The organism is Streptomyces sp. NPDC002520, assembly GCF_053595235.1.
Window position 1 is genome coordinate 88539 of sequence record NZ_JBSFXG010000006.1, and the last position, 15488, is coordinate 104026.

Below are 15488 nucleotides of genomic sequence, written 5' to 3' on the forward strand. Positions count from 1 at the left end.
GGTCGGTGATGACGCTCAGAACTGGGTGGGGCTCATCGGGACGAGCTCGACGACCGCGAACAGATCGGTGTCCGGGTTCAGTTCCAGATACCGGGCGACGACCTGTTCGTGCGCCTGGTCGGCGAACAGGTCCTGCGCGATCTTGTCGTCCATGAGGCCAAGAATGGCCATGTGGGCGGCGGCGTGGAAGGCGTCGCGCCTGCTGGGGTAGGACCAGGTGCTGACTCCGCGGCGCCGCTCGCTTCGGTGCAGCAAGACCCACGGGCCTCCAGGTTCTGCTGGTGGTGCGTTGACGAGGCTCTGGCAGGTAAGGCACCAGGAGGCGTTGGCGCGAGCCGGTTCTTCCGACGGTACGTGACCGCGAGGTTTCGGCGGGCTTGGCGCGGGAGCCGGCGGCAGGGGTGCGTCCGTGAGCAGGGAGGGTACGAGGTAGGCGGTCCGGTTCCGTGTCCTCTTGAGGGGGTGGTGGGGAGGGCGCCACAGGACCGGCGGCCATGCCTCGTCGAGGGAGCGGTGGCGAACGTAGATGGCGGGATGCTGGCCGTCCGCCAGGGAGCCGTAGTACGGGATCGTCTCTTCACCGGGCGGCAGCGGCAGTAGCCAGTCGGCGGAGTCCTTCAGCCAGGGCTGTCCGCATCCGTCGCACCAGCGGACCGCTCCGGCCTGCTCAGCCGCACTCTCGTACCAGTCTGGCTCCTCCCGGCCCAGGCCCTCGCGCGTCATGGTCCCGGCGGTCTCGCATTGACACGACCGGAACCTGTAGAGCTCGATGTCGGGCTGATCGTCGCGGGACGGGTCCAGCCAGGCCGGGTGGATGCCGAATGCGCCGGCCAGCGCCTTCCGTTCGGCAGGGCCTGGACGGGAGCGGCCGGCAGCCCAGTGCCCGAGCTGGTGTGCGCCGACGCCGATATCGCGGCCAAGTCCGGCCCCGGTCTTCGCTGTCGCGTCCTGCAGCAGGCGCAGCCTGCGGGAGAACGGTGACAGCTCCAGCAGCGGCCACGCCGGGTGGCCGACGTCGTGGACGAAGCCCCAGTCGCCTTCCGCCACCTCGTGATAGTCGTTGTACTCGGCCGCATGATCGTGCAGTACTCCGGCCAGCCAGCGGCGGACTGCGGCGTCGTCCGTCCACTGCTCGTCGGTTGCCTCGGAGGCAGCGGCTTCGGTGTTCTCCTCCAGCTCGCTCTCTTCGTGCATCGGGAAGAGCTGCAGCTCAATCTGCGCCAACACCCGGGACGCGATGACCTGTCGGGCCGGTTCCACCGGGGCTCCGCTGAGCACGCCGCACAGCACGTCGACGGCCCGCACCACCAGCCGCTCCTCGTCCTTGCCCCAGTCGGTCATGGGTACGCCCCTCTCGCCCGATGCCTGCGCGCCCGTACGGCGGCCATGATCCCGGTGATGCCCGTGGAGTGTGGCCGATCCGCCTGAATTCACCCGGGGCCGACGGGAGTGGGGAATCATCGGGCGAGGGTCGTCGGGTCGATGGCGGCCCTTTGCGGTCCGCCCGCCTAGCGCCCCGCGCGCGGCCAGCAGTGCGGCCGGCGACGCGGAGCGGCCGGCGACCGTACGGCGGCGTTCATCGCCGGGGCGCCAGTCGGGTCACCGGTCCGCTCTGGGATCCGTGCGGTCAGGCTGCGCGGAGGTGTGCCGGGTTCTGCCCGCTGGTGTGCAGGCCGGCGCGTTCCCAGGCGCGCAGTTGGGCGTAGTCGCGTTCAACCTCGTCCCGGGTGGAGGCCGCGAGGTAGGCGTAGCCGGGTGAGCTGAGCAGGTCGGCGGTCGGCGGCAGAGGAGCGCCGGGGTCGACGGCCGTGAACACGGCGACGACGCTGGGCAGTTCGGCGATGCGGGAGGGGGCGTGCGGATCGGCGGATCCGGGGTGGTGGTTGACGAACTCGACGTTGCGGACGGCGGAGGTCCATGTGGTATGCCGGTCGTCGAAGGACAGCAGGGTGTCGGGAGCGATCAGGGCGCTCGCCGTCAGTCCGGTCTGGGACACCCCGCAGTAGCGCTCCACGATGTGGGGAGAGGTGGCTCCGCCGAGTCGGGCGCCGGTCTCGATCAGGACGGGGCCTCGCTGGGTGAGCATCACCTCGGTGTGGGCGGGGGTGGCCTGAATGCCGAGGGCGTCGAGCACGGCGAAGGTGAAGTCCCGCAGGTTGCGGGCTTGTGGCGAGTCGGCGGCGACGGGTTCCTCGTAGTCGTAGATGGGGCCGCCTGCCGGTCCGATCTGTTTGGTGTAGCGCCACATCTCGGCGACCCGGTGGTGTCCCTCGTGGGAGACGGTGTTGATGTAGTACTCGTCTCCGATGAGCCGCTCCTGGACGAGGGCGGCTTGGTTCGGCTCGCCGAAGATGGTGCGGGCGCCGAGGATGGCGGCCGTGGCGGCGCGCACCTCGTTCTCGGTGCGGCAGAAGCGGACGTTGTCGGTGCCGGCGGATGTCAGCGGCTTGACGACGACCTCGGCCAGGAGGGATTCGCCGAACCAGCGCGCGGCGTCGTCTGGGGTGCTGGCCACGGTGGCCAAGGGGGTGGCCAGGCCCGCGGCGGCGACGGCCTGGGCCATGAGGTTCTTGTCGCGTCGCGCTGCCCTACGGTCGGGCGTGTTCGTGGGGAGGTTCAGGCGAAGGGCGAGGGTCTCGGCCAGGGTGACGCCGGACTCGGTGCCGGCGATCACGCGGGTGACGCGGTCCTGCTCCAGTCGTCTCGTCAGCGCGTCCTGGTTGGTGGTGTAGCCGAGGTCGCGTGTGTAGTGGCTGGGGTCGAAGGAGTGCTGGAGGAAGGCGTTGACGTGTTGCTGGCTCTGGATGTGGAGGCAGTCGACGCCGAGGCTGTGAAGTCGGTGGGCGAGCGCTGCGCCGGTGGAGTATCCGTCCACGATGGCGATGGTCATGGGGCATTCCTCACGGGTGTGCTGATCGGGGTGGCTGGGCGGTTCGGGGTGCTCCGCCTTACGCGGGGCGCAGGTGCTGGTCGGCGAGGCGGCGGGCGGAGGCGATGCGGGCGCGGTTCCAGCCGGGCGCTTTGGGCAGGGCGCGCAGGAAGCCGCGCAGTTCGCCGGCGGGGATGATGGTGACGCCCGAGCTGATGAGGCCGCCGGCTGGTACGGCGGCGTAGTGGACCGCCACGACCGGCAGGACGGGATGCCCGAGGACCTCGGCGGCCCGGCTGGCCTCCCACAGGACGGTGTCGAGGGTCTTCTGCTGGGGGTGCTTGCCGTACCAGAGCTGTCCGCGCCGCAGGTGGACCTTGGCGTTCTTCGCCTTCCAGGTCTTGGTGTCGATGTAGACCGGCCCGCAGCGGCCGATGACCAGGTGATCGAGGTTGGCGCGGGAGCGCGGGATCTGGCGGTCGTGGAGGACGGCCCAGCGGCCGAGGCCGCACCACACCAGGGGGGCGAGGATCCGTCGGGTGCGGCGTTCGCCGGCTGCGCCGGTGGCCCAGGTGCTGCCCTTGGTGCGGTAGATGCGGCGCAGGGCCAGCACGGTGACGACGATGGTGACAGCGATGCCGGCCTGCCGGTTGGTCGTGATGGCCGCGAGGTAGCCGGCCGTGACCGCGGTCGGTATGACGAGGAGCGGCAGTGCCCACAGGGCGGTGAGGTGCTGCTTGCGTCGCTCGGCGGCGCGGATCGTGTCGGCCATGGCCTGTGCGCTCGCTCCGGCGCCGGTTCGGCGTCGGGCCCGCGTGGTGGGCATCCCGTTCTCCTTGGGGTTGGCGCGGTGGAGATCGTGATGCTGCAAGGTGCGGGCTGTGGACAGAGTCCGGCCGGTCCAGGGCTGCTGGTGCCGCTCTACTCCGTGTGACCGAGATTCATAGGTGGCACATGGGGCGCGGTAGTTGGCGAATCTTGCTGCGTCGCCGACGGCCAACGCGCCCGCCTGCGGAGATGGGGTCGAGCTCTGGGCCGGAGGAGGCATGATCTGCCAACTACGGCCCTCAAGATCTGCCAACCATCGTTCTCTGCACGCCCGTGACCTGCACAGATATACGCGTGTATTGCCAACTACCACCCTCGGTCACACTCCGGGTCCGGCTGCTGGGGGGTGGGGCGGATTTCAGGTCGGCCCAGCCGGATCCGCTCACGTTCGGTGCGGTTCTTGCCTAGTCTGAAGACATAGCGGTGGGCTCCGCGGTGTCTCAACAGGCGTGCCCCGACGGCCTCCAGGGCTTCCTGCAGCCAGACGGCCGGATCGCTTCCCGCCCGGGGGACGGGAGCGCCCAAAGAGATCAGCTTTTCCTCAACATACCGATGGCCCACTTCCTGCCGACGGACCTTCTGGGCAGCCCGGTCGTGGAGGATCGTTCCGTCCGGGAGGAGCTTGAGCGTCCGGGCGGCGGCCCTTCCCGTGTAGACGCTGTTCGTGGCCTTGTAAATTGTACCTACATGCCCGATTGCGACTAGTTTGCCGTGGGTGTCGCGGCGCGGTACCGGGTCGGCGAACGAAAGAACTCCCAGTACGCCGTCTGCCAGCAGAGCCTCGTGACATCTCGCCAGGAACCAACTCTCGCTGTTTCCGGGGCACTCCTCGAGGAGAACGAACCTCGAACAAACGAGGGACTGGCGGTTGGGTTCCAGGTCCGGCAGGGTGCTGGTCAGGACACGGGCACCAGCCGGGGTGCCGTAGACGGCCACTCCACACAGCTGCCGCGGCTCGCCGGCACGGACACGGTACAGGCCAAAGCGCTGAGTTGCCGACGGGTAGGACCCGGCGTAGTGGTTCTCGATCACGAAGCGCTTCGCCTGCATCTCGTCGAGCGGTTCCACCTCGTAGTGCCGGGGGTCAAACCCGCCCTCGCTGGTGTGCCGCCACGAAGGACGACCCTGGGACCACCGCCGACACCAGTCTGAGGCCGTGGGCACCTCGGACAGGTCTTCCAGGGGCAGCGCCTCCTGCACGGCATTCGTCACCGGCCGCCCTCCCGCCCGGAGTTGGCCAGGCCCGCAGGGACGGGCACCTGATCGTCCACGGCCCCGATCTCCGAAGGGGTGAAGAGGCACCCGCCGAACTCAACCGCACCGCGGGCCGACTCGGCGCGCCGGGCAGTGTCGGCGGGCACGTCATAGGTGACGACGAATCCGAGGTCGACGGCCAGCGTGCGCGTGCCGGTCTCGTAGTCGAGTCGCGTCCGTACGACCGGCCCGGCCGCCTTGGGGGCCTGCCGGGCGTCGGCGTCGTCGGGGCGCTCGATGACGTCGCCGACCGTCAGCCATCCCTCGGGCTCACCCGCGCGGGCCGGGGTGTCGTCGGGGACCAGGGCACCGACGGTCCGCCAGTCGTGGGCGAACAGCTGCAGGTACCGCAGCGCGTTGCCGTCCTGCTCGCCGGCCACAAACACCCATGACTCGGTGACGGTCAGGCGGTCCATGGTGACCGGCTCGCCCACCGCGGCGCGGTGACGGCGGTACACCTGTTCACACTCCACGGGCCGGACCACTCGTATGCGGCCCTGCTCGATCTCCTCCCACGACGCGTAGCGCCATCCCACGACCGTAGGAAGCTGCGCCATTGCGGCGCGGACCGAGGCCGCGCGGTCGACGGCAGCGACGACTTCGGTGGCCGCCTCGTCCTTCACGCGGTATGCCCCGCCGCCGTGCCCGGTGGCGTCCAGGATCGGGCGGGCCGTCCACCGACGCTGCCCGCGCCCGTCGCGAGCGATGATCCCCGACGGGGTGTCGCTGCCGTCGACATAGACCGGCGTGCGCCCGTCCTCGTCTGTCTGCCCGAACCGGTACCGCTCTGCCGTCGTGGTCATCGCACACGCGCCTTTCTGATGTGGGGTGTTGGGAGTCCGGGGCGGGTGTCGGCGGCCCGGGGCGCCGTGCGGCTCTGGGCCGTGGTCAGCTACGCCCGGCCCGCCGCTGCGCGCAGCTAAGGGGAAGCACCACGGCGGCCTCGTCTGGCTCGCCCTTCTGCCCCTCGGTTCCGGCGTGCCCGGGGCGCAACGGCCGCCAGTCGGTCCCGTGGTGCTCCTGCAGCAGCACGGCCATGCGGCCCGGCTCCGGCTGGGCGGCGAGCTCGGCCCGCAGGCGCGCGGCCCCGCTGCCGCACTGCTGCAGCTCCTTCTCGGCGGGCTGCTCGTCGCCCTGGTCCTGGTTCTCGACGTCAGCGGCGGCAGCGGCAGCGGGGAACTCGGCGAGTAGCTCGGCCTCGGCGTGCGTGCGGATCAGGGCCCACGCGGCGCGAGCGTGAGCGGCCCCGCCCACCTTCGCGCCCGGCTCACGGCCGTTAAGCACACGGACCACGAACGGCGACTTCCGGCGCTCGTCGCGGTCGACGCGGTACCGATACCCGTACGCCGTGGTGACGTCGATGGCGTACCCGTCGGCCTCCCCGTGCCGGTACGTCGACTCACCGCACCCCGGGCCCTCTGGGCCCGCCTCGGCCTCCGGTACGGCCGCGCACCACCACGCGCAGTAGGACAGGCGCTGCGCCCGCTCGTGAGCGGCCTGGGCGCGCCGTACCTCGGTGGCCGCGTCCATCGCGTCCGAGATCCCGCTGTACCCGCCCATGGCGAGCGCGAGATCCTCGGCGTCCTGTTCGCCGCCGGTCAGCTGGCGGGCCACGTCGTGAGCGTCGGTGTACCGGCCGAGGCACCACCGGTCGGCCTGCCAGGGGGTCCCGTCGTGCTCACCCGTGATCAGGAATCCGTACGCCTTGCCGCACAGGTCGCACTTGCCGCCCCGCTCGATCACGCCCGTCGCAACGGTGTTCGCCGCGATCGGCGTTTCATCGCCGGCCTGGGCGGCCGCCTGCAGACCCTCCCACGACGCGACCGGGACACGGTCAAGCGGGACCACGCTGCCGGGGATGAACTCCGGGCGCGGCGCGTCGGCCGCTGGCGCCGGGCCCTCCTCGCCCGTGATGTGCCACACCCACAGCGCAAGTGCCGCGTCCAGCGTCGTGCACCAGCCGATACGGCGGCCGCCCCGGTAGATCTCCAGACCCATGCAGTCCTCGCACGCGCAGCACGCCGCGTATTTGCCGCGGTGCTGCGTCGCGATCCCCTTGTACGTGCGCCCCCGCCACTGGCCCCACTGCAGTCGGAACGCGGACCGTTTGGCGTCGGCCAGCTCTGCGTCCGTGACCACCTTCACGCGGTCGATGGACTCGCACAGCCACGACTCACGCTCGGTGCCCTCGTGGGCGACGGCGCGCACCATCCAATTCCCGTTCTTGAACAGGTCGACGACACGGCGCGCGGTCTGCTGCTCGTGGAAGTCCTGAATCACCCACGCCCCCGGCACGACTTCCGGGCGCAGCTTCCCGCCGTACTCCTGCGGCCGCTCGTTTACGTCGTAGCCCCCGGCACGAACCTCCCAACCGTCCACCGTGCGGGGGTACTTGGGCGCCTCCTCGGTCCGGTCGCTATCCGCCACCCCCGAGTCGGCCGGGACCTGGAGGGTAGTGACGGGCCCTGCGTCGGCGGCCTCCCGCGCGGTCACGATCGCCTCACACGCGGCCCGCGCGTGCTCGTTCGCCTTGTCGGCCCGCTCGCGGGCCTCGGCCACGAACACGCCCGCGTGGTCGGCGGCCTCGGCCGCGTCCAGGGCCTCTACGGCGTGCTCGGACGCCTGCCTGGCCGCCTCCTCGGCCTTGCTCCACTCCCCAGCCTCGGCCGCCTCTACGGCCGTCTCAGCGTCGGTGTGCGCGCATATCTCGGCGTAGCTCGCAGCGTCCAGCGCGAACGCCCCGGCGACCAGCGCGGCACGGTCGGCGCGCTCCTCGACCGCAGCGGCCGCCGCCGCGTCCTGGACCTTCTTGCCCGCCCCGGGCTGCTCCTCGCGCACGCTGGCGCGGGCGGCACGCTTGGCCCGCTCGTCGCCCACCTCGCACGCCTCGGCGAGCAGCTGCTCCACCATGTCCGCGGCCGGCCAGGGGGCCACCTGACCGGCGCTCAGAGCGTCCGCGAGCAGCTGCCCGGCAAGCTCTGATGCGCGGTCGCACCACTGCTGCCAATTGAGCTTGCACAGCTTCGGCGACGGGTCACCACCGGCCAGCCGGCCCACGACGTCCAGCGCCGTGCGCCCGTGGCGACGCTCGCCGTCCAGCATCCAGCCGGCCAGGCACCGGCCACACGTGACGATCTCGCCGCGCTCCCTGTTCGGGCCCGACACGGCCACCCGGAAGAACTCCCCGGACCGCTTACGGCTGCACTTGCCGACGAACGGCGCGGACGTCGCACAGGTGGGCTTCTCGTCCTCGGCCTCGGTGACGACCGCGAGCACCTCGAACGGCCGCGACGAGAGCGACGTGAGACCGGACGACCACTCACACCACGACCGCGTGTAGAGCGCATGGTCCACCTGCCGCCGCTCCCACGTCTCTGGCGTCGAGCCGTCCATGTCGCCGCCGCGCGCGTGGTCCCAACCCCATCGTGCCTCGACCAGCAGACCGGCCACTCCGAACCGCGAGACGAGCATGACGCCCGCCTCCACCTCGGTGCGCTTCTCGTCGGCCGACCAGTCGACCTCGCCCGTACGGTCGCCGTACCGGGCCCACACGTCGGCGAACCGCGCCCGGGTCTGTGCGTCGCACCGGATACGGCCGAGCAGGGCGGAAAGCGCGCGGTCCTCAAGGTCACCGTTCCACCAGTGGGCGTCCTCCTCGTGCCCGGCCTCCCACAGGTCATTGCTGCCCGACCAGCCACAGCGCCGCACCCGGTACACGTAGCCCTCGACCGTCACCAGGCGCCATCCCGCGCCCCCCGCGAACCCGGCAGGCGACAGGGTCTCGCCGGGCTGCAGCGCCCCATCAGGGAAGCCGTGCCCGGCCTCGGCGACGGGAGCCGTCTCCTCGTCGCTGGCACGGTCCGGCCGCGGACGGGCCGTGTCGAAGAGCGCCAGTTGGGTGGTGTGCGGGTGATCGGGGGTCATGCTGTCGATGCTCCAGAGATCGAATGTGCAGGAGGGCACGGGGCGGTGGGCGCGCTCGTCCCAGCGGCACTCGGGGTAGAGCCGGTTGAGGTCGGGCACGGCGTCGGCCGAGCAGCTCTCCCAGCCGCTCGGGCCAAGGCAGGACGCACTCGCCGACGCGGTGGTACTCGCTGTCGGTGTGGGTGAGGCACAGCCAGAGGTACGGGAACGCCGCTGCGGGCCCGGGGGGTCAGCCGTCGCAGGTGGCGCGGCTGCAGTAGTGCAAGCGCCTGTGGTAATCGGCGGCGACGACGTCGATTTCGTCGCGGACGGCGGCAGGCACGGCGTCGTCGTGTGCGGTGACGTCGTCGAGCCATGCGTGGTCGGCGCCGGATGCCCCGGGGTCGATCTGGTGGACGTGGATTCCGGTGGTCTTGACGCCGTCGATGTAGACGGTGATCCCGGTCTCGCCGTCGGGATCGCGGTCGACGACGATGTCGATCCGCTGGGTCTGCTCACGGCGCAGCTCGTAGCGGAGCTTGCCGCTCACGCGGATCTCGTACGTGCCGGTGCGCGGGTCGAGTTCGCGCAGGAGGGGCCAGCCGCCGCGCGGGGGCGGATTGTCGTAGTGGCTCCAGGCCTCCTGGGGCGGGACCGGCGTGCCGGTGGTGTCCCGAGCGCCGTTGTGCCGGGTTGCGCCCGTCAGTTCCTGGCGCAGCGCGGCCAGGACACGGGTGTGGTTGCGGGGGATGGTGCGGATGGACGGGCCTCTTTCATCGGGAGCGGGGGGCAGGGTGTTCCGGCCGAAGGGGTGCGGCCGGAACACCCATTGCGCCGAGGGGCGCGGTTACTGGGGCAGGTGCAGGACCACGATGGTCGCGGTGGGCGAGTTCTTCGCCGCGGCCACGACGGCGGCCAGGGTCTCGGCCAGGCTGGTCTCGGCCGACGGCTCGGGGGCCTGGACGTGGACCGGCTCGGGCTCGGGCGCGGCGGAGGCCGCGGTGCCGGGCTGAGCCTCGTGGATCGCGCGCAGGAGGTGCTTGGTCAGGTACTCCGTGCGCTGGCTGACCTGAGTGGTCATCCGGCCTCCGGGCCGAGCGCGGCGGGCGATCACCTGAAGGTTCGCGCGGGTGAGGCGGTCGATCCGGTCCGGGGTGGGGTAGCCGTCGAAGTCGTTCCAGAACGCCTCGAAGGCGATCGCGATCGCCTGGTGGAGGGAGTCGGTGAACTCCGCCACCCACGGGGTGTTGTGCACGTTGCGGGTCCGGCCGGAGGGCTGGACCTGGCGGATCGCGTGCAGGAGCTTGGTGATCAGGTCCTCGGTCGGGCTGCCCTCGGTGGTGACGCCCGGGGGACGCTCGCCGAGGCGGCGGGCGGCGGCCGCCATCTGCTCGCGGCTGAGGGTGTTGATCTTGTGGGCGAGGAGGACGCCGCTGAAGTCGTGGCGGCGCAGTTCGGCCGCGATGAGGAGCGCCTTGCGCACGCGGTTGTGGAACTCGTGCGGGCTGTAGGGGTTCTTGTCGATCTCCTGGGCGAGCGGAAGCTGCGGCAGGTTCATGGAACTCCAGTGGCTCGAGGAGCGACAGCGGGGAGGCCCCCGCTTCGCGTAACGCGTATAGCTTACGCTACGATGCCACGTTAGGCAAGTTTTACGCGTCTCGATTGGTGATCAGCTTCACCGCCCTCTTCTGGTGGACTGCCCGACAGCAGGCGCAGCTGCCTGGTGCAATACCGGTTCGACCGGATCGCAGATCACGCACACCGAAGCGCCGGCGCCGCCGGCCCCACCGACAACGGGGATGCCATGAGTTCCACAGTCCGCTACGCGCCGCGCCGCGGCCGGCCCGGCTTTCTCGCCGCGCCGTTCGTCCTGGCAGCGCGGGTGTTCCGTCCGTCCCGGCCCGGACGCATCACCGATTCCGCTATCGAGGCTGCGCAGGTCGCGCGTACGGTCATCGGGATCGGGGCCACCGCCTGGATGATCTACGCGTACCCGATGCAGGAGTCCTTCTCGTCATTCGCCAAGGACAAGTTCGCCGAGACGCTGATCAGCGCAGGGGTGCTGATCGTGGCTGTGCCGCTGGCCCTCGCCGTGTTCGTCGCCGCGACGCGGCCGCCGGTGCGGGGAGAGTACCTACGCCGTCTCTCCGGGCCGATGGCCGGCTTCGCGGCGCTGTTCGCCTCGGTGCTCGTCCTCTTCGTCCTACTGCAAAACAGTGGAGGCGCACGGCTGGCGCCGTCTTTCGGGCCTTTCCAGATCGTCTTCCTGCTGCTCGCCCTGGCCGCGGTGCTCTTCGCCGTGCCCTTCGGTCTTGCCGCTGCCGTCCTGTGCGTCCACTACGTCTTCCGGACTGCAGACGTGCACGAAGTGCTGCCACCTCTCATATCGCCCCTGCTGGTCTGGGCCTTGTTCGGCTTCCAGCTCTTCGACAGTTCCCCAGTCGCGGCGCCGGCGGCCATACGGCTGCTGTTCCTCCTCGGGCCTCCCCTATCCGTCACGGCCCTGTCCTGGTGGGAAGTGCGTCGTCTGCGCACGCACTTCGGCGTCACACTCCGCGTTGCGCTCAACCGCGGGTCTCGGCCACAGCAGTGGTAGATCCCGGCCGATCGCCAGTTCCGTTGTCCTGATCCACCGCCACCAGAGGCCTCGCCCGTGGGACGGTGGGCACCAACCCGTGCCTGCCCGGACCTGTAGCTGGAGACAGCGCATGCCCGACGAGAACGGTTCGCACAGCCCGGCCACCGGTGCGGACAGCTCCGCGTTCCCGGCCGCGGCAGTCCGTCGGCTGCCGCCCGTCTCGTACGGTCTCGCCAAGGGCGGCGGGCCCACGCGGCCCTCCCCGCTCCTCACCCAGATGCTGGCCAGCGCCTCGCCGTCAGTGGCTTCCGCGTCCAAGTGCTGGACTACGACGCGCAGGATCAGACGCGGGGCTGACCAATCCGGTAGCCGCTCCCACGCAGTTGATCAGCGGGTCTTGGTTCGGCTGGCCGGCGCAGGCTCGGTCAGCCAGAAGACTCGTGGCGCGGCCGGCGGACGAGATGGTCGAGCGGCCAGGCCAGTGCGGCACCGAGCAGGCCGACTGTGAACGTGGTGACCGCGGCAAGCCGGTCGCCGCCGTGGGTGAGGGCCCATCCGGCGAGGGTAGGTGCGAGGAGGACCGCCATGGCCAGCGTGGTTCCCCAGATTCCTGCGTACAGGCCTCGGGAGCTGGCGGGTGAGATGCGGTTGAGGACGTCGGCGGCCGCGCCGAAGACCACGATCTCCCCTGGTACTGCGAGGGCGGCGGCTGCGGAGTAGCCGGCGGCTGTGGAGGCGAATCCGGCTGCGCCCATGGTCGCGCCGAGGGCGGCTGAGCTGGCGGCGAGCAGTGCTGTCATCGGGACGGGGCGGTCGGAGCGCGCGACGAGCCAGCGATTGAGGATCGGGGAGAGCAGCAGGACTGCACCGGCGTTCGCGGTCTGCGTCCAGCCGTAGTCCGAGGCGGTGAGTCCGTCTTCGGCCATGAGCATGGGCATGGAGGAGAACAGGCTGGCGGCGCAGGTCAGGGCGCAGAGGCTGGTCACGAGCAGCAGCCACAGGCGTGGATCGCGGAACGCCGCCTGGTATCCGGCCGACCGCGGGTCGTTCGTATCGGGACTCTCGCGCTGCGCGGTGGGCATGAAGTGCCACACGAGCAGGGCGAAGAGTGCGCATGCTGCGGCGTTGGCCCAGATCAGAGCCGGGATGCCGAGGGGGCCGGCGAGCAGGCCGCCGGCCGTTCCCGCCACCGCCGCGGCCACGTTGACGGCGAAGTTCCGCCACGCGTTGAGGGATGCGCGGTCCCGGTCCTCGGGGAAGGCGGCGGCGATGGCGGCGGTGAACACCGGCCGGGGCGCGTCGTAGATGGTGCCGGCGGCGAAGGCCGCGGCCAGCAGGCCGGGGACGGTCTTGGCCTGGGCGAGAAGCGGCAGGGCTGACGAGGCGAGCGCCATCGCCGCGATCAGGGTGGTGCGGGGGCCGATGCGGTCGGCGAGCCAGCCGCACAGGATGGATCCGAGGAACCAGCCGGCGCCGAACGCGGCCAGGACGCAGCTGACGGTCCGGGTGTTCAGGTGCAGGTGGTCGAGGTGGTACGGCAGGAACGGGTACGTGAAGCCGAAAGCCCGCACAAGGAAGGTGCCGGCCATCAGCGTGCGGATGTCCGCCGGCCACCGGCGGCGGCCGGCCTTCGCGCCTTGACCTGCCTGGCCGGCGGGCGCAGCAATGATGGTCACGCGGGCTCCAGTTGGGTGAGGCGCCGGCAAGGCGGCACGGGCCAAAGGCGAAGAGCGGACGCGGACGTCTCTCACGCGGCCGGGGGAGAAACCGGGGCGGGGGCGATGAGCGCGAGGCCGATGAGGCGGTCGCGGTCGGTCCAGAATTCGCTCAGCTCCAGCCCGGCGGCCCGGAGTTCTCGGGCGAGCGTCTCGGGACGGAACTTGGCGGACACCTCCGTGCGCAGGTCCTCACCGGCGGCGAAGTGGATGGTCAGACCCGGATCGCGCAGGGTCACGGTCTGTGTGTGCCGGGAGCGCAATCGCATCTCGATCCACTCGTTGGCCGTGTCCCAGTGCACGACGTGCTCGAAGGCGTCGACGTCGAAGTCGGCGCCCAGCTCTCTGTTGAGGCGGCGCAGGATCCCGAAGTTGAACCGAGCTGTGATGCCGGCCGCGTCGTCGTAGGCCGGACGGATCACCTGTGGGTCCGTGACGAGGTGGACGCCGAGCAGCAGGTGGTCGTGTGGGGCGAGCTGGGCGGCGAAGGAGGCGAAGAACTCCGCGCGCTCGGCGGGCAGCAGGTTGCCCAGCGTGCCGCCGAGGAACATGGTCAGCCGCGGGCCGCCCACCTCCTCCAGGTTCAAAGGGGCCGTGAAGTCTGCGACTTGCGGCCGTATCGAAACGCCGGGATAGGCGGCCGCGAGGGAGGGCGCGGCCTGCGCAAGAGCGCTGCGGCTCACGTCGACGGGCACGTACGTGGTCACGGTCGCGGCCAAGGCGTCCAGGATCGCCCGGCTCTTGCTCGATCCGCCTGCCCCCAGCTCAACCAGGCTCCGGGCGCCGGTGATCGCCGCGATGTCCGCGCCAACCTTGTACAGGAGGGCCCGTTCTATTCGTGTTTGGAAGTATTCGGGCAGCCGGGTGATCTGTTCGAACAGGTTGCTTCCGGCCTCGTCGTAGAGCCATTTCGGCGGGAGGGTCTTGGGCACAGAGGTCAGGCCCCGGACGGCGTCCGCGCGCAGGGCGGCGAGGTGAGCGGGTTCGGTGGTGCGGGTGGGTGCTGTCATCGAGTCGGCCCTCCGTACGGGGGACATGGAGCGCGGTTGGGCGGTCATGAGGTCTTCCGGGCTTCCGCCGAGGCGGTCGGTGGGAGGAGCGGTCGGTACGCGATGGGGCGGGCGGCGAGCAGGATCAAGGCGGCCGTGCCGCCGGCCGGCAGGAGCAGGAGGCCGAGGTCGGTGCCAGCGACCGCCGTGCCCACGGCGCAGCCGATGTCCAGCGCGGCCACCAGGAGTGCTCCGGCCTCGGTGGTGGTCCCGTCTGGTGCAAGGTGGCCGGTGATCAGGTAGGCGGCGCTCAGCAGGGGAGCCATGGCGGCCCCCGGGAGAAGGCCGGCGGCGACCGCCGTCGCGGGGCCTGTGGCGGCCAGCAGCGGGAGCCAGCCCGCCGCCCACACGGCGCACAGCACCGTCAGGTGCCTGGAGGCCGAACCCGGCCACGAGCGGGTGCCGTAGACGAGGCCGCCGATCGCGGCGCCGACGGACACGACGGCGGGCAGCGCACCGGCGAGCTCCGGAGCCTGCCAGCGGTCAGCGGTCTGTACCGCGACCGGGACGATCGCGCCCATCGGTACTCCGGCGCACACCATCGCCGCGTACAGCCGACGCAGGCCGACCGAGCGCAAAGGCCCGAGCCAGTCCGCGGTGCGCGGCGTCGGCCTCCACGCGCGCGACGGGGGCGAGGTGACCACCAGGAGCGTCCCCGCCAGCCCCACCGCGGCCGTCGCGAGGAGCGCCCACTGTGCGGATGTCGCCCAGGCCACTGCTGCCGCCAGGAGCGGTCCGGCGATGTAGATGAGTTCCTGGGTCGCGGCGTCCAGGGAGAGCGCGACGCGCTCATGCTCGCGGCTCGGCATCAGCGGCTTCCACAGACAGCGAAGCGTCGCGTCGAGCGGCGGCCGGGAAAGTCCTGCAACCACCGCGCCCAGCATCTGAGCGTCGTCGACGAGGATCAGGGCGAATCCCGCGCCGGCCACCAGTGCGCTCACCGTCAGCACACGGGTCTGCCCCAGCCGGTCGATCAGCCGTCCGAGTGGAGGACCTCCCGCCGCGTTGGCCAGCAGGTAGACGGCGGCCAGCATCCCTGCGGTGCCGTATCCGCCGTCGCCCGGGCCCGTCAGGACGATCGCCAGCGGCGCCATCCCGGAGGGAAGCCGGCCCATGAGCGTGCTGATCAGCAGCCGGGCTGCGTGGGGGACACGCAGGACATCGCGATAGCGGACGACGGTCGGCAGGGTGTGCGGCGCGGTGGGTTCGGGGGCCGCGGTCGTGACGGAGCGGTGCACGGTGGCACTCCAGTGCGCTGCGGGTGGCCTGACGCTTGCGGAAGGACCAGGCGG

At 71.2% G+C, this 15488-nt stretch carries 12 protein-coding genes; 1 reads left to right on the plus strand and 11 read right to left on the minus strand.

What is annotated here, in order from left to right:
- Window positions 1–15 precede the first annotated feature (15 nt).
- The 8 genes from ACWD5D_RS11655 to ACWD5D_RS11690 form a co-directional block, all read right to left on the minus strand.
- Window positions 16–1341 carry a helix-turn-helix domain-containing protein gene (locus ACWD5D_RS11655; RefSeq protein WP_450704875.1) on the minus strand — a complete coding sequence of 442 codons (1326 nt, stop codon included), beginning with the start codon at window positions 1339–1341 and terminating at the stop codon, window positions 16–18.
- Window positions 1342–1627: 286 nt separating this feature from the next.
- Window positions 1628–2890 carry an ATP-grasp domain-containing protein gene (locus ACWD5D_RS11660; protein WP_450704876.1) on the minus strand — a complete coding sequence of 421 codons (1263 nt, stop codon included), beginning with the start codon at window positions 2888–2890 and terminating at the stop codon, window positions 1628–1630.
- Window positions 2891–2948: 58 nt separating this feature from the next.
- Window positions 2949–3695: a nuclease-related domain-containing protein gene (locus ACWD5D_RS11665; protein WP_450704877.1), complete on the minus strand. Its 747-nt coding sequence runs from the start codon at window positions 3693–3695 to the stop codon at window positions 2949–2951.
- 308 nt (window positions 3696–4003) lie between these two features.
- Window positions 4004–4909 carry a Mom family adenine methylcarbamoylation protein gene (locus tag ACWD5D_RS11670; protein WP_450704878.1) on the minus strand — a complete coding sequence of 302 codons (906 nt, stop codon included), beginning with the start codon at window positions 4907–4909 and terminating at the stop codon, window positions 4004–4006.
- Window positions 4906–5754, minus strand: a complete 849-nt coding sequence (locus ACWD5D_RS11675; RefSeq protein WP_450704879.1) for a hypothetical protein — start codon at window positions 5752–5754, stop codon at window positions 4906–4908. Before ACWD5D_RS11675 ends, ACWD5D_RS11670 begins: the two co-directional genes overlap by 4 nt.
- An 85-nt stretch (window positions 5755–5839) precedes the next feature.
- Window positions 5840–8974, minus strand: a complete 3135-nt coding sequence (locus tag ACWD5D_RS11680; protein ID WP_450704880.1) for a hypothetical protein — start codon at window positions 8972–8974, stop codon at window positions 5840–5842.
- A 130-nt stretch (window positions 8975–9104) separates the two neighbouring features.
- Window positions 9105–9680, minus strand: a complete 576-nt coding sequence (locus tag ACWD5D_RS11685; protein ID WP_450704881.1) for a hypothetical protein — start codon at window positions 9678–9680, stop codon at window positions 9105–9107.
- Between the two features lie 21 nt (window positions 9681–9701).
- Window positions 9702–10412 (minus strand): hypothetical protein, encoded by a 711-nt coding sequence (locus ACWD5D_RS11690; RefSeq protein ID WP_351221536.1) that lies wholly within the window; start codon window positions 10410–10412, stop codon window positions 9702–9704.
- Window positions 10413–10577: 165 nt separating this feature from the next.
- On the opposite strand from ACWD5D_RS11690, the gene ACWD5D_RS11695 reads away from it, so the two are divergent.
- Window positions 10578–11450, plus strand: a complete 873-nt coding sequence (locus ACWD5D_RS11695; RefSeq protein ID WP_451372602.1) for a hypothetical protein — start codon at window positions 10578–10580, stop codon at window positions 11448–11450.
- Window positions 11451–11857: 407 nt separating this feature from the next.
- Here ACWD5D_RS11695 and ACWD5D_RS11700 read toward each other — a convergent pair whose 3' ends face one another.
- The 3 genes from ACWD5D_RS11700 to ACWD5D_RS11710 form a co-directional block, all read right to left on the minus strand.
- A complete protein-coding gene (locus ACWD5D_RS11700) occupies window positions 11858–13108 on the minus strand; it encodes an MFS transporter (RefSeq protein ID WP_450704882.1) in 1251 nt (416 codons plus the stop codon).
- A 71-nt stretch (window positions 13109–13179) separates the two neighbouring features.
- Window positions 13180–14157 carry an L-histidine N(alpha)-methyltransferase gene (egtD, locus tag ACWD5D_RS11705; protein WP_450704883.1) on the minus strand — a complete coding sequence of 326 codons (978 nt, stop codon included), beginning with the start codon at window positions 14155–14157 and terminating at the stop codon, window positions 13180–13182.
- Window positions 14158–14201: 44 nt separating this feature from the next.
- The gene (locus tag ACWD5D_RS11710; protein ID WP_451372603.1) at window positions 14202–15434 is read right to left on the minus strand and encodes an MFS transporter; all 1233 of its coding nucleotides are present in this window, start codon (window positions 15432–15434) and stop codon (window positions 14202–14204) included.
- Between the last annotated feature and the right edge of the window lie 54 nt (window positions 15435–15488).